This is a genomic window from Bifidobacterium porcinum (assembly GCF_055378475.1).
Genome location: NZ_AP029603.1, coordinates 1,070,232 through 1,092,576, shown reverse-complemented (window position 1 = coordinate 1,092,576; position 22,345 = coordinate 1,070,232). Strand labels below are relative to the sequence as shown.

Sequence of the window (22,345 nt, the reverse complement as noted above, 5' to 3'; positions counted from 1 at the left end):
CCAGCCGCCAGTTTTGCCTTGCCAGCCGTGCCCCGCCTCAGAGGAACCTGCCGGTGAGGCTGTCGGGATTGCGGCGGATATCGTCCGGTGTGCCTTGGGCGACGATACGCCCGCCTTGCACACCTCCGAGCGGACCCATGTCGATGATCCAGTCGGCGTTGCGCATCACATCGAGGTCGTGTTCGATGACGATGACGGTGGCACCGTGGTCAATGAGCGTCTGAAACACGTCCAGCAGCGTGAGCACATCCTTGGGATGCAGACCGATCGTCGGCTCGTCGAACACGAACAGCGAATCGTCCTGGGCGCGCCCCATCTCGCTGGCGAGCTTGAGACGCTGCGCCTCGCCGCCGGAGAGTCCGGGCGTCTGCTCGCCGATCGTGAGATAGCCCAACCCCAGGTCATGCAGCGTCTGCAGGCGCTGGCGCAACAGCTTGAGCCCCCGGCCGGAATCGAACGCTTCGAGTGCTTCATCCACGCTCATGCGCATGAGTTGCGGCAGGCTGTATTCAACCGCGCCGTCCTTGGCTGCGCCGCCGAACGGGCGTCGTATCGCATCGGCCTGCTTGCCGTAGCGCGACCCATGGCAATCGGGGCAATCCACCTGCACATCGGGCAGGAACTGCACATCGAGCGAAATCTGGCCAGTGCCGTCACATGTGGGGCACCGCAGCTTCCCGGTGTTGTATGAGAAGTCCCCTGCCTTGAATCCCAGCCGTTTCGCATCATCTGTGCGTGCGAACGCCTTGCGCAGCTCGTCGTGGATGCCCGCGTAGGTGGCGACGGTGGAACGCACGTTGATGCCGATCGGCGTGGCGTCGATGAGCTTGGCATGCCGGATTCCCGGCGCCGAGATGCTCTGCACATGCGCAGGCAACATCACATCGGCCGGATCCGCTGCATCCGCGATCGCTTGGAGTGCCGGTACCAGACTTTCGAGCACCATCGTCGTCTTGCCGGACCCGGACACGCCGGTCACGACGGTGAGCCTGCCCTTGGGTATGCGCACGTCCAACGGATGCACGGTGTGAATGGCGCGGGTATGCATGGCTATCGTGCCCAGATCGAACACCATGTCCTCGGGCACCACTGGGCGCACGCGTTCCGCCGCCACGTCTGCACCGCCAGCCGCTGCACGCTCCCCGTCTCTGAATCCGACTTGCCGCGCGAGGAACGGGCCAATCACCGACCGGGCATCTCCCGCCAAGTCTTGCACCGTGCCCTGCGCGATCACCCTGCCGCCGTCCGCACCGGCGCCCGGCCCCATCTCGACGATCCAATCGGCATGCCCCAGCACCTGCGTGTCATGGTCCACCAGCACTACGGAATTGCCGTCGGCAACCAGATCGTCCATCACACCCACCAATCCCTGCAGATTGTAGGGATGCAAGCCGATGGACGGCTCGTCCAGCACGTACAGCACCCCGGTCGTGCGGTTGCGCACAGCACGGGCGAGTTGCACGCGCTGGCGTTCGCCGGTCGACAATGTGGAGCCTGCGCGGTCGAGCGACAGGTAGCCCAGACCCAGGTCCATCAAGCGGCGTGCCGTGTCGAGGAACGAATCGTCGATGTTCTTTGCCATCGGGCGCATCTTGGCGGGCAGCGAATCCGGCACGCCCTTGACCCACTCGATGGCATCGCTCAGCGTCATCGCCGTGGCGTCCGCCAACCCGATGCCCCGCAACCTCGGCGCCCGGGCCGCCTCGCTCAGACGCGTGCCCTTGCAATCGGGGCACGTGCCGTCCTTTAAATACTTGGCGACGCGTTTCATGCCACGCTCGTCCTTGACTTTGGACAGCGCGTTCTTGACGGTGTTGACGGCGCTGTAGTAGGTGAAGTCGAGCTCCCCGTCCTGCTGCGCGTTTTTGCTGACGTAATGGATGTGCTTCTTGACCATCGGCCCGTGGTAGACGATCTCTTTCTCGCGGTCGGTCAGGTCGCGGAACGGCACGTCGGTGCGCACGCCCATCTCGCGGCACACGTCCGTCATGAGCGACCAGATGAGGCTGCCCCATACGACGACGGCGCCTTCGTCGATGGTCTTCGACTGGTCGGGCACGAGGGTGGATTCATCGACGATGTGCGCGATGCCGGTGCCTTGGCAGGTCGGGCAGGCGCCGCGACTGTTGAAGGCGAGGTCCTCGGCCCCGGGCGCCTCGACCTGTGCCCCGCATTCGGGGCAGACAATCGGCTGCATGGCGGCGACGGCGAGGGTGGGCTCGACGTAATGCCCGTTGGGGCACCGGTGGCTTGCCAGGCGCGAAAACATGAGGCGCAGGCTGTTGAGCAGTTCGCTCATCGTGCCGAAGGTGCTGCGGATGCCGGGCACGCCGGGGCGCTGGTGCAATGCGAGCGCGGCGGGCACGTAGCGCACGTCGTCCACGTCCGCCCGTTCGGCCTGCGTCATGCGCCGGCGCGTGTAGGTGGAAAGGGATTCGAGGTAGCGGCGTGAACCTTCCGCGTACAGCACGCCGAGCGCGAGCGATGATTTGCCTGATCCGGAGACGCCGGCGATGCCCACGATTGTGCCGAGCGGCACGTCCACGTTGATGTTGCGCAGGTTGTGGACGCGCGCCCCGCGCACTTCGATGACGGCGGGCTTTCGGGATGGGGTGTGGGCCCACGTTTGGGCGCTCGTGGGATGTGCGGGGAACGACTTGTGGTTATCCGACGATGACGGCATCCGGTGTTTGTTCACAGTTACCTCCATGATTGCCGGTTCCATCCTTGCATGGCACCGTGACCGTCCGGAATGATTCAGTGATACGCTCAGCGATATGCTGAACACCGTGAACACAGCGCGAGCCGAATGCATCACTGCGGGCGGCGCTCGTGATAACGCGATGAGACGGGATTGATCATGGAACGGTTGACAGCGCAGCAGGTCTACGACAGACTGGTCGAAGGCTACGGCAAGCCGCGATGGTGGCCGGGCACGCCATACGAAATCATGGTCAGCGCCGTCCTCGTGCAGAACACGGCGTGGACGCAGGTGGAGAAGGCGCTTACCGCATGGGATAAACCGGAGCCCTCCACCGTGCTGACGATGCCTGTCGAGCAGCTGCAGGAGACGATTCGCCCGTGCGGTTTCATGAAGGCGAAGGCGGCGACGATCCGTGGCGTCACCGAATGGTATCGCGGGTATGGCTTCGACATCGAACAGGCGCGAACAGCAGACCAGCATCGGCTACGGCGCGAACTGCTGGGTTTGAAGGGTATCGGTGCGGAAACCGCGGACGCGATGCTCGTGTTCGCGCTGCACAAGCCGTCGTTCGTCATCGACGCCTACACGCGCCGCTTCCTTGACCGCATGGGGTACAGGTTCAGCGATGACCGGCAAATCCGCCGCTTCTTCGAATCCGGCCTGCCCGCCGATTACCGGGTCTACGGGTGGTACCACTGGCTGCTGCTCGAACATGGCAAGAACCATTGCCGCAAGCAGCCGGTGTGCGAAGGCTGCGTGTTCAGCGAGGTATGCCCTGGACGGGCTCTCTGAGCATGCCATCGGCGAAGCCTGAATGGCGTCTCGATTTCCGTGTCACCGGGCGGTATACGGCAGTTGCGCCTTCTATCGGCGCGTCACAGGTAATCGAACAGATGTTCGATGATGAGGTCGTTCAACAACCGGCCGCGTAGCGTGGGCACGGCGATGCACCCTTGACCGGCACGCGGACCGGGCGCCAATGTGATCAGCCCTTCGGATTGCAAAGAGACCCACGCTTCATCGGGAATGATGCCCGCGAAACGCGACGTGTCGAAGCCTTCTCGCAAGCGCAACCCCAGCATGAGCGTCTCCTCGCGGTCTTCCTGGGCCGTGATGCCTTCGCAGCCACCCCATGGCACGGTGCCGGCGTTGATCGCATGCGCCCAAGCGCGTGGATGGGCAATGTCCCAAGCGCGCAAGCCGACGGCACCGGCTGCCACCGATATGCTTGAGGTGCCGGGGGCGGCCGCCGCGGTCTTGCGGAACCCGGCATCATCATGACGCGCAACCGCATCATCTGCACCAAGATCCTTTGGCTTGGGATTGTCGCCAACCCCGCTTTCCAGGCTGCTGCTCGCCACCCCGGCAGCTTCCCCGCCCAACCGGTAATGCGAATGTGCGCCGGGCCCTATACCAGCCCAATCGACGTTACGCCAATACCCCAAGTTGTGGCGCGACTCGTAGCCAGGCCGCGCCCAATTGCTGATCTCATACCAGTGCAACCCGGCGTCGGCGAAAGCCTCATCGGCGATTTCGTATTTCGCCGCCTCATCATCATCACTGGGTTGGGGAAGAGCGCCGGCGGCGATCATCCTGCCCATCTTGGTGTGTGGGGCGATGGTCAGCGCATATGCGGAAACATGATTCACGCCAAAATCTATCGCCGTGCGCACGGATGTGCGCCAATCCTCCAAGCTCTCCCCCGGAGCCCCATAAATCAGATCCACACTGGAACGCAGCCCGCACGCATCGGCCGCCCGCAAGCCCGCCTCCACATTCGCTGGGGTATGCCGTCGGTCAAGGGTGGCGAGCACATGGGGCACGGCGGACTGCATGCCGAACGAAATCCTCGTGAACCCGCCGTCGGCAAGCCGTTTGATATAGTCGGCGTCGACAGTGTCCGGATTCGCCTCGGTCGTGATTTCCGCGTCAGGCTCAATCCCCCAGATGCGACGTACCGCGTCGAGCATGGCGACCAAGTCAGCGGCGGGAAGAATCGTGGGCGTGCCGCCGCCGAAAAACACCGTAGCCGCCTTCTGCTCACGGATGTCATGCGCTGCCTGCCGCGCACGCACCAGCTCCATCTCGCGAACCGCCATCCGCGCGTAATTGCCGCGAGACGCCCCCTCGCCCAAATCACGAGCTGTATAGGTGTTGAAATCGCAGTACCCGCAGCGCCTCATACAAAAAGGCACGTGGATGTACACCTCGAACGTCATACCATACCACAATCCACATCATGCCGTCGATCGATTCGTCTCATAGGCGAATCAGACGGCGCTCCCCCAGGCCCGCCGTGTCTGCGGGCCTGCCGTCTACTCAGTTATCCGCCTTCTGCGCAGCGCGGATCTTGTCTTTCGTATCGCGGTCATTGCCAGCCTCACCGGTGGAAAGCGCCGCGATGAACGCCTCTTGCGGCACTTCCACGTGGCCGAGCATCTTCATGCGCTTCTTGCCGGCTTTCTGCTTCTCCAGCAGCTTACGCTTACGCGTGATGTCGCCGCCATAGCACTTTGCCAGCACGTCCTTGCGCAAAGCCCTGATATTCTCGCGCGCGATGATCCTCGAACCGATTGCCGCCTGAATCGGGATTTCGAACTGCTGGCGGGGAATAAGCTCGCGCAGTTTCTTGGTCATCATGACGCCGTAGGAATACGCCTTGTCCCGGTGCACGATGGCGCTGAACGCATCGACCTTCTCGCCCTGAATCAGGATATCGACCTTGACCAAATCAGCCGCCTGTTCGCCGTCCTCATGGTAATCGAGCGAAGCATAGCCCTTGGTGCGGCTCTTGAGCTGGTCGAAGAAATCGAACACGATTTCGGCCAGTGGAATACGGTAATGCATCTCAACACGCTCAGGGCTCAGATATTCCATATCGCCCATCTCCCCGCGATGCTCCTGGCACAAATCCATCACCGAACCGATGAATTCCTTCGGCGTGATGATATCCGCGGCGACCATGGGCTCGACGATTTTCTTGATTTTGCCTTCGGGGAATTCGCTCGGATTCGTGACGTGATGCACGGTGCCGTCTTCAGCGGTGACCTCATACGGCACGCTCGGGGCGGTTGAGATGAGATCAAGCCCGAATTCACGTTCGAGGCGCTCGCAGACGATTTCCATATGCAGCAGGCCGAGGAAACCGCAACGGAAGCCGAATCCCAAGGCGACCGAGGTCTCGGGTTCGTAAATCAGCGCAGCGTCGTTGAGCTTGAGTTTGTCGAGCGCGTCTCTCAACTCCGGGAATTGCGCGTTGTCGATCGGGAACAGACCGGCATACACCATGGGTTTGGGGTCGCGGTATCCGGGCAACGGCTCGCTCGCCGGTTTGATAGCGGATGTGATGGTGTCGCCGACTTTCGACTGGCTGACATCCTTCGCTCCGGTGATCACATAGCCGACTTCCCCGGCGCCCAGCGCTTTCGTGGGAGTCATATCGGGGCTGATCACGCCGATCTCGATGGGATCGTGGGTCATGCCGATGCCCATCATGTGAAGCTTCTCGCGTGATTTCAGCTCGCCGTCCACCATACGGATGTACGTGACGATGCCGCGGTAGGAGTCGTAGACGGAATCGAAGATGAGTGCTCGGGCTGGCGCCTTGGGGTCGCCATGTGGTGCGGGCACATCCATGACGATGGTGTCGAGCAGATCGGCGACGCCCTCGCCGGTCTTGCCGGACACCCTGAGCACATCCTGGGGCTTGCACCCGATGAGGCCGGCGATTTCCTCGGCGTGTTTATCGGGTTCCGCGCTGGGCAAGTCAATCTTGTTGAGCACGGGGATGATGGTCAAGTCATGGTCAATCGCCATATAAAGGTTGGACAAGGTCTGCGCTTCGATGCCCTGCGTGGCATCCACCAGCAGTACCGCGCCCTCACAAGCCGCCAGAGCGCGCGAAACCTCATAGGTGAAATCCACATGGCCGGGCGTGTCGATCATGCCGAGGGTGTATTCCGTGCCGTCGACGGTCCACGGCACGCGGACGGCCTGTGACTTGATGGTGATGCCGCGTTCCTGCTCGATATCCATGCGGTCGAGGAAACGGTCGTGCATTTCACGTTGCGGGACGATGCCGGACAGTTGGAGGATTCGGTCGGCAACGGTGGATTTGCCGTGGTCGATATGCGCGATGATGCAGAAGTTGCGGATCAGCGACTGATCGGTATAGCCGGGTTTGTTCTTCGGTTCAATCACTGAGCGTTCTCCTTTTCCCGTACGTTGTGCGCCGGTTGGTTGTCGGTCGTGGGCGGTTGCCGCCCGTCTCCGCATGTCGGGGACATTCCAATTGTTCTAGTCTACCGGCTCCACACGGCAAAAGATTCCGCCGCGTTGCGCTATCGCGCGTCATTGTCGGCGCGTTATCCCGGTCCCGTGGTATCATAAACGCCTGTATGTCCTTATAGCAACCGTCGTTTGGAGTTACATTGGCAAACATCAAGTCGCAGAAGAAGCGCGTCCTGACTAATGAGAAGGCGCACAAGCGCAACGTGTCGGTGAAGTCCGGCCTGAAGACCGTCGTTCGTCGCACCCGTGAAGCCATCGCCGCTGGCGACAAGGCTCAGGCTGAAGAAGCGTACAAGCTCGCAGCTCAGAAGCTCGACAAGGCTGCCGGCGCAGGCGTGATTCACAAGAACCAGGCCGCGAACCGCAAGTCCGGTCTCGCTCGCGCTATCAACGCACTGTGACCTTTAAGCGCTTGCATCTTGTGAGCGCTGATGAGGTTTCCGAAACACGGATTCCGAACTGAGGGGTGTCCCGCATCGATCGCGGGGCACCCCTCATGTTTTCTTTCTCATCAGCAGCCATCAGGGTATCATCATGCGACTGGAACTATGCAACGGCGATGTCTCCGCATAGAAACTACTTTTTTGTTGCGCGGCTGATATTCGCTGTGTTGAGTCTGTTATTGCTGCTGCGCGTCATCGCCATGATGGTGATACGGGTGACGCATCGCTTCGGGTATGGAGACCGGGTGTTCCCTGGGTACGGCACCTGGAAGCTTGATATCGAACTTCACGGACAAGACACGCATGAGCACGACCAACACGACAATGGCCACATCGAACGCAATCTCACCGCCGTAGGTGATAATCGCATGCATTTCTAGACGATATGACAACACCGTCAACAGGCATCCCACCAACGAGGGGAAGGCATACCAGTGGCGGTCGCGGACGACCATCGGCACTTCATTGAGCAGCGTGTCACGAATCAGTCCGCCGGCCAAAGCAGTGAACATGCCAAGGAATACCGCTGCCATCCCGCTTGTACCGTACATCAGCGCCTTTTGCGTACCATTGACGGCGAAGAGCCCCAAAGCCAACGCGTCAAGGACCAGCATCAGCCATTTGAGCCGGTCCACCTCTGGGTGGATGACGGCGACAATCAGCCCTGCGGCAAGCGTGGTGAGTACCATGCCCTTATCCGAGATGCCGACCGGGGGAAGCGCTCCCAGCACCACATCGCGTACCAATCCCCCGCCCAACGCTGTCAACCATGTCGTCAGCACGATGGCGAATAGGTCGTAATGTTTGCGAACTGCGGCCAGCCCGCCCAGCAGCCCGCAACAGAACACGGCGACATATTCGATACCGAGGAAGAAGCCGTTGCTTTCAAGCGTGACGGTGACGGTCATGGTCATGCCTCCTGGTTGCACGGTGTTGTCGCAGCGGTGGGACACTGGGTGATTCGCGGGTGCTAACAAGCACGGGTTTCTTTCTATATACCGCAACAGGGCGACTCCCCCGAGGGGAATCGCCCTGTTGCTAGACTGCCGAAGCGGTATGGGTTTCGGCCAATGTGTTTGGTCTCAGCAGACCTTCCACATCCAGTTGTGCGGATCTTCAATCTCGCCAAGCTGAATGCCCAGCAGCTGGTTGCGCAGCTTCATGGTCAGTTCGCCGGAACCGCCGTCGGCGACGGTCACGTCGATGTCGTTGGACTTGAAGCGCCCGATCGGCGTGATGATCGCCGCGGTACCGCATGCGAACACCTCGGTGACTTCGCCGGACTTGATGTCCTCGACCAGCTGATCGAACTTGATCATGCCCTCAACCACATCGTGGCCGTCATCTTGCGCGAGCTGGATGATCGAACGACGGGTCACACCCGGCAGAATGTTGCCGGTGAGCGACGGGGTCTCGAGATGGCCGTCCTTGTGCACGATGAACATGTTCATGCCACCGAGCTCCTCAAGGTAGGTCTTGGTCGCGGCATCCACGAAGCACACCTGCTCGCAACCGTTCTTAATACCCGTATATTCGCCGAGCAACGAGGCGGCATAGTTGCCGCCGCACTTGGCGAAACCGGTGCCGCCGGGGCCGACGCGGAACCACTTGTCTTCGATCCAGATGCTGACCGGCTTCACGCCGCCCGGGAAGTACGGGCCGGACGGGGAGGCAATCACGCAATAATCGACTTCCTTCGGAGCACGCACGCCAAGGAACGGCTCGGAGGCGAACATGAACGGACGCATGTACAGAGTGTACTCACGGCGGGTAGGCACCCATTTGGCATCACGACGGACCAGCGCGGCTACGGAGCCGAGGAAATCGTCAATCGGCAGCTCAGGCAGATACAGACGCTTGGCGGAGTTCTGGAAACGCTCGGCGTTCGCATCCGGGCGGAACAGCCAGATCGAGCCGTCGGCGTGATGATACGCCTTGAGGCCTTCGAAGCATTCCTGGGCATAGTGCAGCACGGAAGCGCCCGGATCCATCTTGAGCGGGCCGTACGGTTCGATACGGCGATCGGACCAGCCTTCGCCGTCGGTCCACGTCATATGAGCCATGTTGTCAGAGAAAATCTGACCGAAAGCCGGCTTGTCGATCAGCTCCTGACGCTTGGCGTCCGAAGCCGGGTGATCGTTCGGCAGGACGGTGAATTCGTCGGCGAGCTTGTTGAGTTGCGCGGGATCATGATGTGATTGTTCAGTCATAATAACTTCTTCTTGAATCAACCGTTATCACGGTATTGCGTATGTTGCGCTGGTACTTGTGGCACCGGCTCTGAGATTACTCTCGCACAGGTCTGGGACGAATGTGTGAAGAGGTTCACATTATGAAAGAGCCGGAAAATGCGGAACCCCGCCATGAAGGCGGGGTCCTTGGACGGTACCGTCGCGGGCCTGGCATATGAACCGAAAGCCCCGACGGGTTCAATCACTTGTTGTCTGCTGCGGCGTCGTCAGCAGGGGCTGCGGCGTCAGCGGCAGGAGCGGCCGCAGTGGTGTCAGCAGTCTCGGCAGTGGACTCGGTGGCATCCTCAGGCACCTCGACGGTGACCACGGACTCTTCCGGATCGTCGATGTCGAGCTCGGCGCCTTCCGGCAGCTTGACGTCCTTGGCGAACACCTTGGTGCCGTCGGTCATGCCGTCAACGTCAATGACGATACGCTCAGGCAGGTTGGACACATCGGCGCGAACCTTGAGCTCCTGGATGTCGACGAATGCGACGGCAGCGCCCTTCGGGGTGCCTTCGACGAAGACTGGGACCTCGACGTCGATCTTCTCGCCGGCCTTGACCTCGTAGAAATCGACATGCTCGACGATGCGCTTGACAGGGTTGCGCTGCACGTCCTTGACGACTGCGATCTTGGATTCGCCGCCATAGTTGATGGTGAACAGCGCGTTAGTGTGACGCAGCGCCAGGGTGGTCTCCTTCATCGGGAGGGTGACGAACACCGGCTGGTTGCCACCGGCATAGATGGTGGCCGGGATCTTGTTGGCCACACGCAGACGGCGGGCGACGCCCTTGCCGAACTGGTCGCGGACTTCGCCTTCGAGGGTGATGGTGTTGGTTGCCATATGGCTCTCCTTCATAGTGATCTTCCGGAGCAAGGATTGTTCCAAGTCCGGTGTTGTTTCGGCGCGCCGACGCGCCGATTCCCGGACACCGAAAGATGCCGTGCCATCAGCCGAGTCGATAACGGAGACGTGCGCCTCCCTCGCCAAAGCGTGGCGAACAAGTCCGCCAAAGCAACTCTTCTTATATACACATGGGTATGGACGTGTTCGGCCACGATGCGACGCGCCATGGATGATTGACCCGCGGTTCGCATATATCGATTCCAGACCGTCACCATCATTAGAATAGAAGACAGTACATCGGCAAGGAACGGAGTGGACATGTCCGCGACTGAGAAGACTCACAGGTCAGCAATCAAGCATATCGGCATCGGTGCCGCTGCCACGTCGGCGGCCATAGGCGCTGGGATGTTCGCGCTTGGCGATGCGGCGTTCCGCACCGCTTGCGATGTGCGTTCGCCTTTGTTCATCAAAAGCAACAAGCGCGCGATTGAAGAGATTGGCGAGCAGCTCAAGCAGCAGGACAATGATGAACAGCGTAACGCGGTTCAGTGGTTCCAGGCGACCCGTCAGTCCCTGACTACTTACAGCGAAGACGGATTGCGTCTGCACGCATGGGTGTTGGATCCCGACAGGCTTGATCCGAAGCCGCATCTGTACGCGATATGCTGCCATGGTTTTTGTGGGGAACCGCAGGAAATGGCGAGATACGCCTTGCGGTACGCGCGTATGGGATGCACAGTACTGCTACCCGCTTTGCGGGCACATGAGCGCAGCCAAGGAAGATATGTCGGCATGGGGTATCTTGACCGGCGTGATGTGATGCGTTGGATCAATCTTGTGGTCAGAGGCGATCCGGATGCGCAGATCATTCTGCATGGCAACTCGATGGGTGCCGCGGCGGTGATGCTCGCCGCGGGCGAGCCTGATCTTCCTGCACAGGTGAAGGCGGTGATCGAGGACAGTGGGTACTCAGGCATCAACGACGAGATGCGGTATGTGACCAAGTCGATGCTCAGGTTGCCGCGGATTGTCGGACTACCCATGTTTGGCGCCATGAGCGTCATCTGCCGTATTCATGCGGGATTTGGGCTGACTGACGGCGACTGCGTGCGTGCAACGTCGCGTATCCACGTGCCGATGCTGTGCGTGCACGGGACAGCCGACCAATTGGTGCCGCATGAATTCATGGACAGGATCGTCAGCGCCTATCACGGGCGGCATTGTCTCACGCTCAGCGTAACGGGCGCCGGACACACGTTGTCGTCGGTGAAAGACCCGGACACCTACTGGCGTATGGTGCAGTCCATCGTCGAAGAAGGGTTGCGGATAGCCTGACCCTTTGCGGCGTCGAACTTTGCGACGAAAAGAAAAGGCGGCGCGTCATGCCCGCCGTTTGAACGGACTTGCCGACACCGCCAAATCACACACACGAACCGGCTTTTGGCCAGCAGTGTTCTGGTGCGCCGTCACGCTGTCGAGCTGGACATGAAACCTACCCGGAAGCCCAAGAACTGGAGGGCTTTCCCGCAACGGACGATAACCTTGATGTTGTAATTGAGATGCTACCAACCGGCGAGAAACCACTATTCAGAATGTCCACATCATGGTTGCGATTTTGGACACTCGTCCGATGCGGAAAGCAAACGGGCTTGGATACACCGCTATGAGCAGGCGTAGCCAAGCCCGTTTTCCGAGTCGCGGTACACGCGCAACCCCGTCCACCGGAGTTTTCCCTGTCAGTGTTCCAAGGCGCGGACACACATCAGGCCAACAGCTCCTTGACGGCCGCGATCACGGCTTGCAGTCCGGCTTTCGCATCGCCGAACAGCATCTGCGTGTTGTCTTCGAAATACAGCTCGTTCTCTATGCCAGCGTACCCGCGTCCTCGTCCGCGCTTCATGACCACCACATGCTGTGCCTGGTCAACGTCGAGGATCGGCATGCCCGAAACCGGTGTCCCAGGGCGGCGGGCCGCAGGATTGGTCACGTCGTTCGCGCCGACGACCAGAGCCACATTGGCGGATGGGAACTGCGGATTGATGTCATCAAGGTCCACCAGTTCGTCATACGGGACGTTCGCCTCGGCGAGCAGCACGTTCATATGTCCCGGCATACGGCCGGCGACCGGGTGAATCGCGTAGGACACTTCCACGCCATGCTCCTTGAGCAGCTCCCCGAGGTCGGCGAGCTCGCGTTGGGCCTGCGCCTGGGCGAGGCCGAAGCCGGGGACGAAGATGACCTTCTGCGCATACACGAGCTGGACGGCGACATCGTCTGCCGTGGTCTCTTTCATGGTGCCTTCGGGGCCGTTGTCGTTGGCGGATGCGTTCGAAGCGCCTCCGAATCCGCCGGCGAGCACGCTATGCAGCGGCCTGTTCATCGCTTGGGCCATGAGAATCGACAGGGTCACGCCGGCGGCACCCACGAGGGCGCCGGCGACGATGAGCGCGACGTTGTCAATGGCCAAGCCACTCATCGCTACAGCGGTACCCGTGCACGCGTTGAGCACGGAGATGACCACCGGCATGTCGGCGCCACCGATCGGGATGACGAAGACCAGACCGTACACCAGTGCGAACACTGTGGTGAGCACCGCCCACAGCAAGCGTTGCCCAGGCTGCACGCATAGCATCACGAAGGACGCGATGGTCAGCACGATGAACAGCACGTTGAGGAAGCCTTTGCCGGGCAACGTCAGCTTGCGCAGGAACTTCACGCCTTGCAACTTGCCTGCCGCGATCAATGAACCGGTGAAGGTGACCGAGCCGATAACCACGCCGAGCCCGGCGGTGATCAACACCACCAGCCCTGGCACCTTGGCGGGGGTGAGAATGTCGTTGAGCGCGACCAGTGCGGCTGCTCCGCCACCGACGGTATTGAAAATCGACACCAGCTGCGGCATGTCGGTCATTTTCACCTTTTTCGCGCTGACGACACCGGCGACCGCGCCGATCGCAATACCCAGCAGCAACAGGATGATCGCGATACTAGAACGGTATCCAGTGGCGAACAAGTGTACGAAAGCCATGATTACGGCGATCACCATGCCGACGGCGGAGATCTGGTTGCCGCGACGGGCGGTTTTCGGTGAATTCATGAAGTGCAGGCCGATGACGAACATCACGGCCGAGAGCAGATATACGAACCAGGCTACGGTATCGATGGCGTTCACTTGCCGGCCTCCTCGTCAGCGTCGGAATCATCCGCGGATTTCGTGGGTTTGGAGCTCTTGAACATCTCGAGCATGCGATCGGTGACCACATATCCGCCGACGACGTTCATCGTGCCCAGTACCGCGGCGAGGAACACGAACACGTATGCAAGCGGCGAATTCGCCTGCGCAGCGACGATGACCACGCCTACAATTACGATGCCATGAATCGAATTCGCGCCTGACATCAGCGGCGTGTGCAGCGTCGCCGGCACTTTGCCGATGACTTCGACGCCGATGAGCAACGCCAGGACGAACAACGTGATGGATACAACAAGCGGATCCATGGGTCACTCCCCTTTCTTTCCTGATTCTTCGGTTTCGGACGCTTCGAGCCCGGCGACCACAAGGGCGTCGTCCAGCTCGTCCCCGGCGACCGTTCTCAGACGCCCGTCGCGCACGAAGTGGGACAGCACGTCAGCCACATTGCGCGACAGCAGGTTCGAAGCTGTGTTCGCGACATCAGATGCCAGATATGGTGCTCCGATGATGGTGACACCGCCTTCGGTGACTTGCGTGCCGACCACAGAGCCTTCGACATTGCCGCCAAGGTCGCTCGCAGCGCAATCGACGATAACCGCTCCGCGATGCAACGCCTTGACGCCGGCCGCCGTGAGCAGCATCGGCGGCTTGCGGCCGGGAACTTTCGCGGTGGTGATCACGATGTCGAACTGGGCTGCCTTCTCATCAACCGCAGCCTGCTGCGCCGCCTGCTCCTCCTTGGTGAGCTGACGTGCGTAGCCGCCCTGCCCTTGGCCGGCTGAGAAATCAAGACCGAGATCGAGGAATTTTGCGCCCAGGGACTCGACTTCGCCTTTGGACGCCGGACGGACATCATACGCAGTGACGACCGCGCCGAGTCGACGGGCGGTGCCGATTGCTTGGAGCCCGGCGATGCCAGCGCCCAACACCAGCACCTTCGCAGGACGGATGGTGCCCGCTGCGGTGGTCATCATGGGAAGGAAGGACTGGTAGGCGTTTGCTGCGACGAGTGCCGCCTTGTAGCCCATGACGGAATTCTGCGAGGTCATCTCGTCCATGGATTGCGCCGCGCTCAGCTGCCTGGGCAGGCGTTCTATGGCGACGGCGGTCAGTCCGGCCTGCGCAAGAGACGCGATATACGCGTCATCGGTGAAGGATCCGAGCATGCCGATAACCCATTGCCCCGGACGCATCGCGGTAACCAGCGTGGCATCCGGCCGGGATACGAATCCGAAGGCGTCACACGTGGCAAGCACCGTTTGCCGGTCGCACACGCGAGCGCCGGCACGTTCGTAATCGGCATCCGTATATTGCGCGGCAAGTCCCGCTCCCTGTTCGATCAGACATCCGACGCCTTTTTTGCGCAGCCTTGCGACAGTGTCAGGCGTCAGTGCCACACGCCGTTCATGCTCGGTCGTCTCGTTGAAGACACCGAACTGCACGCCGGCTTCTGGTTGTTCAGCCATAGCAGCCCTTTCTAGCTTCATTACTATTGCGTACGTGGGGTACGGGCACAGTCTACCCTATTTCTCCGGTGTTGATGCCGGTCCTTCCGTCTGCCGGCCCTGCGGCCGCTTCAGCTACGCAACCGTAAGGTGACGGGGGGGATTTTTTCGACTATCATGACAAGGTTGATAGCTGAAGTGAATGCCAAGGAGCGAGACGTGTCCCTACTCAATTCCATCAAGGACCAAACGATGAGAGTCACCCGTAAGGCGCTGCGCCTTGGCGGGGATTTCACCCATCCGGTCAGTGACGACCAGCCGGGCGATCCTGACTACATCGATCCGCAGGATATCGAAGTCGCGGATATGCCGGTCAATCTGCCAAACAGCGCCGAATGGGGGCCGGGGTATCCCACAACCACGTTCATCGACCAGAAGACGGGTTGTCTGACAGCCTCCACCGCCGGCAATCCTCCACTGGACGACGGTTGGAGCATCTACGATATCTATGCCGACCGCGCCAAGCGCATGGGCGACAAGCCGCTGTACACATTCAAGGTCAACGGCGAATGGACGACGAAAACCGCCAACGAATTCCTTCATGAGGTGCGCGTGACGGCCAAGGGCCTCATGCATTATGGGCTGAAGAAGGGCGACGGCGTCGCGTTCATGTGCCGCACCTCTTATGAGTGGGATGTGTTCGACGCGGCGGTGATGGCGTGCGGCGGCGTGTTGGCCACCATCTATGACACTGATTCTGCGGAGCAGATCCGCAATATCGTGGATAATTCCGATGCACGCTTCTTGGTCGTACAGACCACTGACATGCGTGACAAGGCTGACGGCGCGATGGAGGAATGCCCCACGCTCGAGCAGATCTTCTGCTTCGAAACCGGCGGCCTGTACGAGCTGCAGGCGTATGCGGACGCGGTCAGCGATGAGGAGCTTGACGCCCGCATCGATTCGGTGAAGAAAACCGATCTGTGCTCAATCGTGTATACGTCCGGTTCGACCGCCGCGCCGAAGGGCGTGGAGATGACGCATGAGGATTATTGTGCGACCGCGCTCAACCTGCCGGACTACATGCCTGACCTGTTGCACGACGAAAAGAACACGATTCTGTTGTTCCTTCCGCAGGCGCATTCTTTCGCCCGTGCAATCAACTACATCTGCGTGGCGAGCCAGCTGCATATCTACATCGCCGAAGGCATCAAGACCATGATCAGCGATTTGCAGGTTTCCCGTCCGTCGGTGATGATCGTGGTGCCGCGTGTCCTCGAGAAGATTTACAACGCCGCTTCGCAGAAGGCTGGTCATGGCGCTAAGGGTGTCATGTTCGCCGCTTCGGTGGTCACCGCGCAGAAGTTCATGAAGGAGATCAGCGATCAAGGCAAGGCTTCGACGCTCACGCGTGTGGAGCGTGCTGCCTACGACCCGCTGGTGTACAAGTCCTTGCGAGAGGTGCTCGGCGGCCGCGCCAAGTGGATTGTCACCGGCGGCGCCCCGCTGGATCCGGATTTGCTCGCCTTCTTCCGCGGCGCTGGTATCCCGGTGTATGAAGGCTACGGTCTGACCGAAACCACCGCCCCCTGCGCATTCAATCCGTTGGGTGTTCCGTTCCATGAAGGTTCCGTTGGTATCCCGTTCCCAGGCTTCTCAATTCGTCTCGCTGACGACAATGAGATTCAGGTCAAGGGCGCGTCGGTGTTCCACGCCTATCACAAGAACGAGGAAGCGACGGAAACGTCCTTCACCCAGGATGGTTGGTATGCGACCGGCGATTTGGGTCATCTCGACGATAATGGATTCCTGTACATCATCGGCCGCAAGAAGGATCTGATTATCACCGCCGGTGGCAAGAACGTCTCCCCCGGCCCGATCGAGGAAACCATCCAGCGGTGCGAATTTGTTTCGCAGGCCCTGGTGCTCGGCGACAAGCGTCCGTTCATTTCGGCGCTTATCACGCTTGACGAGGATTCCCTGCGTCCTTGGCTCAAATCCAAGGGGCTCAACGCCGACATGTCGATGCAGGAGGCGGCCGGAAACGCCGTGGTCCGCGCCGAAGTCCAGAAATATGTCGATCTGGCCAACGAAGGCGTCTCCCGCGCTGAATCCGTACGCAAGTTCATTATCCTGCCCGAGGAATTCACCCAGGGGAACGGCCTGCTCACCGCTTCGATGAAGGTGATTCGCCCGAAGGTCATCAAGCGGTATGCGACCCTGCTCAACACGCAGATGTACACCAAGCGCAAGCAGCAGTAAGTAAGAGCAGCCTCGCGACGGTTATGATGATGGCCCGGTCCCCGCTATTGGGGCCGGGCCATCATCGTTGTTGTACGCGTTCAGCGCTTGACTTCGTGCTCACGGCAGGATCTTTAAGACCTCTTGCCACGCAAGCGTGCAGACGGATCCGGGACTCGACTGGAGTCCCGGATCAGAATCCAAGTCGTTCGAGCTTCTTCGGGTCGGACTGCCAGTCCTTGGCGACCTTGACATGCAGGTCGAGTTTCGCTTTCTGACCGACGATACGATTGACTGGCGTACGCAGTTTCTTGCGCACCTTGACCAGATGCTCGGCCTTGTGACCGATGATTATCGGCTTCTGCGAGTCGCGTTCGACATAAATCGAAACCAGAACATGGGCTTTGCCGTCGCTCTCGGGGTCATCGGGGTCGGGGTACTCGATGCTGTCCACGACGACCGCGAGCGAATGGGGCAGTTCGTCGTCAAGCTCCTCAAGGAAAGCCCAACGCACAAGTTCGGCGATAGTTGATTCGGGCTTTTCCTCGGTCAGCTGTTCCGCCGGGTACATTTGCGGGCCTTCGGGCATGTTCTCGATCAAGACGTCCCGCACTTCAGACACATTGTCGTGCTCAAGGGCGCTGACGGGGACGATATCCGTAAAATCGGCGAATTCATTGACCTGGATGAGTTTCTCGATCAGCTCCTGACGATTGAGCTCATCGATTTTCGTGACAATTGCAATCAGCGGAATCTTCCATGCGAAGCTGCCGTCATCGCGTTTTTTGGCGAATTGAGAGCGCAACCGGCTGAGGATACGTTTGTCGCCGGGACCGATTTCCTGGTCGGCGGGAAGCAGGAACGCGATTTCGTCGACATCGGCGAGGGATTCCTCAACGACATCATTGAGCCGCTGACCGAGCAAAGTCCGCGGGCGGTGGATACCAGGCGTATCGACCAACACCAGCTGGGCGTTATCGGTTGTGACGATGCCGCGTATTGCTTTTCGGGTCGTTTCCGGCCTTGATGAGGCAATGGCAATCTGTGTGCCGACCAAAGCGTTCATCAACGTGGATTTGCCGACATTCGGCCGTCCTACGACCGCGACGAATCCCGACCGGTAGACGTCGTGACCCTTGACGGGCTCGTGTTGGGCCGGTTCGTGTCCGGTACTGGTATCGCTTTCGCTCATGCTGCTCCTTGTTCGTGGCGGTTGGCGGTGTTGTCCTGTCCGTCTTGGGATGGATGGCCGTCCTGCTCCGTGTCATGTCGGTCATTGACGTGCTGACCGCCGATTTGCTGTTGTCCACCAGTGTCCTCGCCGGGCTCGACGTGTGCCGGTTCGACGACGATTGTCGAGACCTTTTTGCGTCTTCCTGCCGAATCCACTGCGGTCAGGCGCAGTCCACGGGTGACCGCCGAAGCGCCGACAATCGGGACACGACCAAGCAGTTTGGTGAGCAACCCGTAGACCGTATCGACATCGTCCTCGTCGATATCGACCTCGAAAATATCCTCCAGATCGGCGATTGGCGTCCTCGCGGGCATACGCCAGGTATGTTCGCCGATTTGCTCAGGTTCGCTGTGCTGGGTGCGGTCGTGCTCATCCTCAAGTTCGCCGACGATCTGCTCGATGGTGTCCTCGATGGTGACCATGCCGGCGATGCCGCCGTATTCGTCCACCACGATTGCGACATGCTGCCGGGTACGTTGCATTTCGTGGAACAGGTCATCGACCGGCTTGGATTCCGGAACAAGCATAGGATTTCGGATGATGCTTTCCACATCGCGGGTCATCGCATCAGGATTAAAGGCCGTGGCGCGTACGGCATCCTTGAGGTAGGCCATACCGACCAGATCGTCAACGTCGTCGCCGATGACCGGGACCCGGGAGAACCCGGATCTGGAGCACAATTGCAGGAAATCCTGAAGATTTTGGCCGCGTTCGATGCAGATCATATCGGTGCGCGGCACCATGATTTCGCGGGTCAGCGTCTCAGACAAGGTCAGTACATTGCGCAACATCTCGGAGACTTCCGGGTCGAAATCATTGGCTTCGACCAGCCGATCAATGGTTGCGCGCCCCTGTTCGAGCTGCAACTTCTCCAGTTCCTCGTCGTCGGACAGTTCGGATTGCTCATAGTGATGCCGTTTGTTGACTTTGTCGCCGCCAACCTTGGCGAACGGGGTCAACGCCACAGCCAATCCCACGACACGCACGTGCCTGAGCATGATATCGACCGGTTTGACGGCACCCGCGGAACGAGGACGGACAAGGATGGAGACCACACCGATAAACACGCCCGCCACGATGCCGCTGACCAGCTGCACCCACAGCACACCACCGCACAAAGACACGATGCTCGCCACCAGTACGCCGTCGAACACGTTGCACACGATACGGAAGAAAGCACATGATCCCGATGTGGCGAACCGGTCGGCGATAAGCCCCTGCACCTTGTGAATCTTATCGATTTTCTTCATGCGTGAGAACTGCGTGAGTTCCTGGTCGGTCTGGACTTCCAAAATCCGATTGTTCAGACTGGCTCGAGTGACGCGTGACACCGCGCCTTCCGCCGCCGCCATCGACAAAGACAGCCATACCAGAAGCGCCGCTACCACGGCCAGCAACGCAATCAAGACAATCGTAGTCATATCAGGCATTTCATTCCCCCTGAACCAAACTGGCCATCGGCGTCACGCCAACAGTCTTACTGTAATACATATCAGCTACACAGTCACTGATGATGCGCATCATCCGTTCGGCCTGCAGCCCCAGACCGAGCATGTCCGGCATCATATTCCGCAAGCATGTCACGCGCCCCGGAAGGCAGGGTCGCCGGCGGGACGTCCACTTGACGAACCGCCATATAGGTGAGCAGCAACTGGCGCTGCAAACCGAACATCTGACGTTCCTGTTCAGGGGTCACATGGTCGTATCCAAGAAGGTGGAGGATGCCGTGGATGGTCAGCAGCATCATTTCCTGCATGGTGCTATGGCCTGCGGCAAGGGCCTGTTGCCTCGCCACCCACGGGCATATGACGATGTCGCCGAGCACTCCCTCCATTTCGGTTGATCCGTCGCCCGGACGTAATTCATCCATCGGGAAGCTCATCACATCGGTCGGACCTTGCAGATTCATCCAGCGTTCATGCAACTGTGCGATGGGGTCGGGATCGACGAACAGGATCGTCAGATCCGATTGGATGCTCACGCGCATCTGGCTCATCACCCACACACCGAGCTGGGAGAAGACCTCCGGGTCGATGTTCCACACAGTTTCATTGGTTACATCAACGCTCATACGTTGTTATGCTCCTCATGATCGGAAAGGTTGTGGGTTTTGCTGTCAGCTGCGCCGAGGTTCTCATCGCCGTCTTGGGCGTTCTGTCTGTCGGCTTCGCTGTTGTGCTCTTCCGTACGTCCGGCCGGGCCACGCGGCGTATCGTTCTTGCGATGCCTGCGTCTGCCATGGTCCCCGGCGATGGCGGCATGCCGATCATACGCCTGGACGATTTTTCCGACGAGCGCGTGACGTACCACGTCTTCGGAAGCCAAGTGTGCGAAAGCGATACCGTTGATGCCATGCAGAATGTCTTCGATTGTTGCGAGGCCGGAACGCGGCACGGTCAAATCGACCTGCGTAATATCGCCCGTGATGATCATCTTGGTGTTGAACCCCAGACGGGTCAGGAACATCTTCATCTGCTGTTCGGTCGTGTTCTGTGCCTCGTCGAGGATGACGAAAGCGTCGTTGAGCGTACGGCCGCGCATATATGCAAGCGGGGCCACCTCGATCGTGCCGTCATCCATAAGCCGGTGCAACTGTTCTGCGCCGAGCATATCGGAGAGCGCATCATACAACGGCCGCAGGTATGGATCGACCTTCTCGCTCAACGTGCCGGGCAGGAAGCCGAGATTCTCCCCCGCCTCGACCGCAGGACGCGTGAGGATGATTCGACGGACTTCACCGTCCTGGAAGGCCCTGACGGCCTTCGCCACGGCGAGATAGGTCTTTCCAGTGCCGGCAGGGCCGATGGCGAAGGTGATCGTATTGGATTCAATCGTATTGACATAGGCGATCTGCCCCGGGGTTTTGGGACGGACCGGAACACCGGCGGCGAAAGTGATGACACCCGGCACATGGGCACGGCGGCGGTCCTGGTCGATTCGGCTACCCGACTCGACCATGGCATTCCGAGGCACCGCGGCAGCGGCTCCGAATTTACGGACATCATCCATACGCTGCGATCGTGCTCCATTGCGTAGCACGCGGCGGTCAAGCAGACGGCGTACCGTGTCAGCATCCATAGGCGCGGTATACGCCTCGTCGATCAAGGTGTGCATGACCTCTTCGGCTTGTGCGGCCTGGGCTTCGGTCTGCTTCGATCTGGATACGATTGCGACCCGATTGCCGCGCACGAGAATGGTCAGCTCCGGAAACGCCTGCTCAACTACGCGAATGACTTCGTCAATCGGGCCGAACACGGCGACAGGATCAAGCTCGGGGGGAACCGTAACAACGCGGGTAGTGGTAGCCACTTGCCGAAACCTACTCCTCGAACTTCTGGCCGGTCAGGACATGGGCATGGACGTGGAAGACCGATTGGCCAGCGTCTTTACCGGTATTGAACACCAAGCGATAGGCGCCGTGGAAAGCATCATCGGCAATATGCTGGGCGACTTCGACAATATGGGCGAGTGTCTTGGGGTCAGCCTTGGCAAGTTCAGCGGCATTCGCGTAATGCTTGCGTGGCACGATCAGAACATGCACCTTGGCTTTCGGCGCGATGTCCTTGAACGCGTACACCGTGTCGTCCTCGTACACCTTGGTGCTCGGAATTTCCCCCGCAATGATCTTGCAGAACAGGCAATCATCGGACTGGCTCATACACACTCCTTACCGAATGGGTCGTTGTACATGCTGTACACCGTCAGCTCCCATAC

18 protein-coding genes are annotated in these 22,345 nt (G+C 60.1%); 4 read left to right on the top strand and 14 right to left on the bottom strand.

The features are described 5' to 3' along the window. Window positions 1-37: 37 nt before the first annotated feature. Window positions 38-2,710, bottom strand: a complete 2,673-nt coding sequence (locus ACZ41G_RS04225) for an excinuclease ABC subunit UvrA (RefSeq protein WP_464144641.1) — start codon at window positions 2,708-2,710, stop codon at window positions 38-40. 150 nt (window positions 2,711-2,860) lie between these two features. On the opposite strand from ACZ41G_RS04225, the gene ACZ41G_RS04220 reads away from it, so the two are divergent. Continuing rightward, window positions 2,861-3,496, top strand: coding sequence for a hypothetical protein (locus ACZ41G_RS04220; RefSeq protein WP_464144639.1), 636 nt, complete (start codon window positions 2,861-2,863; stop codon window positions 3,494-3,496). Window positions 3,497-3,579: 83 nt separating this feature from the next. Here ACZ41G_RS04220 and hemW read toward each other — a convergent pair whose 3' ends face one another. Both hemW and lepA read right to left on the bottom strand, forming a co-directional pair. Beyond that, window positions 3,580-4,923: a radical SAM family heme chaperone HemW gene (gene hemW / locus ACZ41G_RS04215; protein WP_464144637.1), complete on the bottom strand. Its 1,344-nt coding sequence runs from the start codon at window positions 4,921-4,923 to the stop codon at window positions 3,580-3,582. Window positions 4,924-5,023: 100 nt separating this feature from the next. After that, window positions 5,024-6,904, bottom strand: coding sequence for a translation elongation factor 4 (gene lepA / locus ACZ41G_RS04210; RefSeq protein WP_404439522.1), 1,881 nt, complete (start codon window positions 6,902-6,904; stop codon window positions 5,024-5,026). Window positions 6,905-7,134: 230 nt separating this feature from the next. Here lepA and rpsT point away from each other — a divergent pair, with 230 nt between their 5' ends. Further along, on the top strand, window positions 7,135-7,395 hold the full coding sequence (rpsT, locus tag ACZ41G_RS04205; protein WP_015450517.1) for a 30S ribosomal protein S20: 261 nt from the start codon (window positions 7,135-7,137) through the stop codon (window positions 7,393-7,395). A 218-nt stretch (window positions 7,396-7,613) separates the two neighbouring features. On the opposite strand, the gene ACZ41G_RS04200 is transcribed toward rpsT, so the two are convergent. From ACZ41G_RS04200 to ACZ41G_RS04190, 3 genes are all read right to left on the bottom strand, one after another. Next, window positions 7,614-8,351: a trimeric intracellular cation channel family protein gene (locus ACZ41G_RS04200; protein WP_464144635.1), complete on the bottom strand. Its 738-nt coding sequence runs from the start codon at window positions 8,349-8,351 to the stop codon at window positions 7,614-7,616. 168 nt (window positions 8,352-8,519) lie between these two features. Next, the gene (locus tag ACZ41G_RS04195) at window positions 8,520-9,647 is read right to left on the bottom strand and encodes a branched-chain amino acid aminotransferase (RefSeq protein WP_033505550.1); all 1,128 of its coding nucleotides are present in this window, start codon (window positions 9,645-9,647) and stop codon (window positions 8,520-8,522) included. A gap of 223 nt (window positions 9,648-9,870) precedes the next feature. Continuing rightward, window positions 9,871-10,515 carry a 50S ribosomal protein L25/general stress protein Ctc gene (locus tag ACZ41G_RS04190; protein WP_033505547.1) on the bottom strand — a complete coding sequence of 215 codons (645 nt, stop codon included), beginning with the start codon at window positions 10,513-10,515 and terminating at the stop codon, window positions 9,871-9,873. 321 nt (window positions 10,516-10,836) lie between these two features. Between ACZ41G_RS04190 and ACZ41G_RS04185 the strand changes: the two genes are divergently transcribed. After that, on the top strand, window positions 10,837-11,853 hold the full coding sequence (locus tag ACZ41G_RS04185) for an alpha/beta hydrolase (protein ID WP_464144634.1): 1,017 nt from the start codon (window positions 10,837-10,839) through the stop codon (window positions 11,851-11,853). Between the two features lie 427 nt (window positions 11,854-12,280). Here the strand turns inward: ACZ41G_RS04185 and ACZ41G_RS04180 are convergent, their stop codons facing one another. The 3 genes from ACZ41G_RS04180 to ACZ41G_RS04170 are packed head-to-tail and all read right to left on the bottom strand — an operon-like array spanning window position 12,281 to window position 15,177. After that, complete coding sequence (locus ACZ41G_RS04180; RefSeq protein ID WP_441481961.1) at window positions 12,281-13,690, bottom strand: NAD(P)(+) transhydrogenase (Re/Si-specific) subunit beta; 1,410 nt, start codon at window positions 13,688-13,690, stop codon at window positions 12,281-12,283. Further along, window positions 13,687-14,016 carry an NAD(P) transhydrogenase subunit alpha part 2 gene (locus tag ACZ41G_RS04175; protein ID WP_033505539.1) on the bottom strand — a complete coding sequence of 110 codons (330 nt, stop codon included), beginning with the start codon at window positions 14,014-14,016 and terminating at the stop codon, window positions 13,687-13,689. Before ACZ41G_RS04175 ends, ACZ41G_RS04180 begins: the two co-directional genes overlap by 4 nt. Window positions 14,017-14,019: 3 nt before the next feature. Further along, window positions 14,020-15,177, bottom strand: coding sequence for an NAD(P) transhydrogenase subunit alpha (locus ACZ41G_RS04170; RefSeq protein WP_441481960.1), 1,158 nt, complete (start codon window positions 15,175-15,177; stop codon window positions 14,020-14,022). A gap of 231 nt (window positions 15,178-15,408) precedes the next feature. Between ACZ41G_RS04170 and ACZ41G_RS04165 the strand changes: the two genes are divergently transcribed. After that, window positions 15,409-17,418, top strand: coding sequence for an AMP-dependent synthetase/ligase (locus ACZ41G_RS04165; protein ID WP_464146217.1), 2,010 nt, complete (start codon window positions 15,409-15,411; stop codon window positions 17,416-17,418). Between the two features lie 172 nt (window positions 17,419-17,590). Here ACZ41G_RS04165 and era read toward each other — a convergent pair whose 3' ends face one another. From era to ACZ41G_RS04140, 5 genes are all read right to left on the bottom strand, one after another. After that, entirely contained in the window at window positions 17,591-18,589 is a 999-nt protein-coding gene (era, locus tag ACZ41G_RS04160; RefSeq protein WP_033505532.1) for a GTPase Era, read from the bottom strand. After that, a complete protein-coding gene (locus ACZ41G_RS04155; protein WP_464144630.1) occupies window positions 18,586-20,061 on the bottom strand; it encodes a hemolysin family protein in 1,476 nt (491 codons plus the stop codon). Before ACZ41G_RS04155 ends, era begins: the two co-directional genes overlap by 4 nt. 74 nt (window positions 20,062-20,135) lie before the next feature. Next, complete coding sequence (gene ybeY, locus ACZ41G_RS04150; protein ID WP_033505528.1) at window positions 20,136-20,702, bottom strand: rRNA maturation RNase YbeY; 567 nt, start codon at window positions 20,700-20,702, stop codon at window positions 20,136-20,138. Beyond that, window positions 20,699-21,940: a PhoH family protein gene (locus ACZ41G_RS04145; RefSeq protein ID WP_464144628.1), complete on the bottom strand. Its 1,242-nt coding sequence runs from the start codon at window positions 21,938-21,940 to the stop codon at window positions 20,699-20,701. Before ACZ41G_RS04145 ends, ybeY begins: the two co-directional genes overlap by 4 nt. A 10-nt stretch (window positions 21,941-21,950) precedes the next feature. Next, entirely contained in the window at window positions 21,951-22,289 is a 339-nt protein-coding gene (locus ACZ41G_RS04140; RefSeq protein WP_033505523.1) for a histidine triad nucleotide-binding protein, read from the bottom strand. Between the last annotated feature and the right edge of the window lie 56 nt (window positions 22,290-22,345).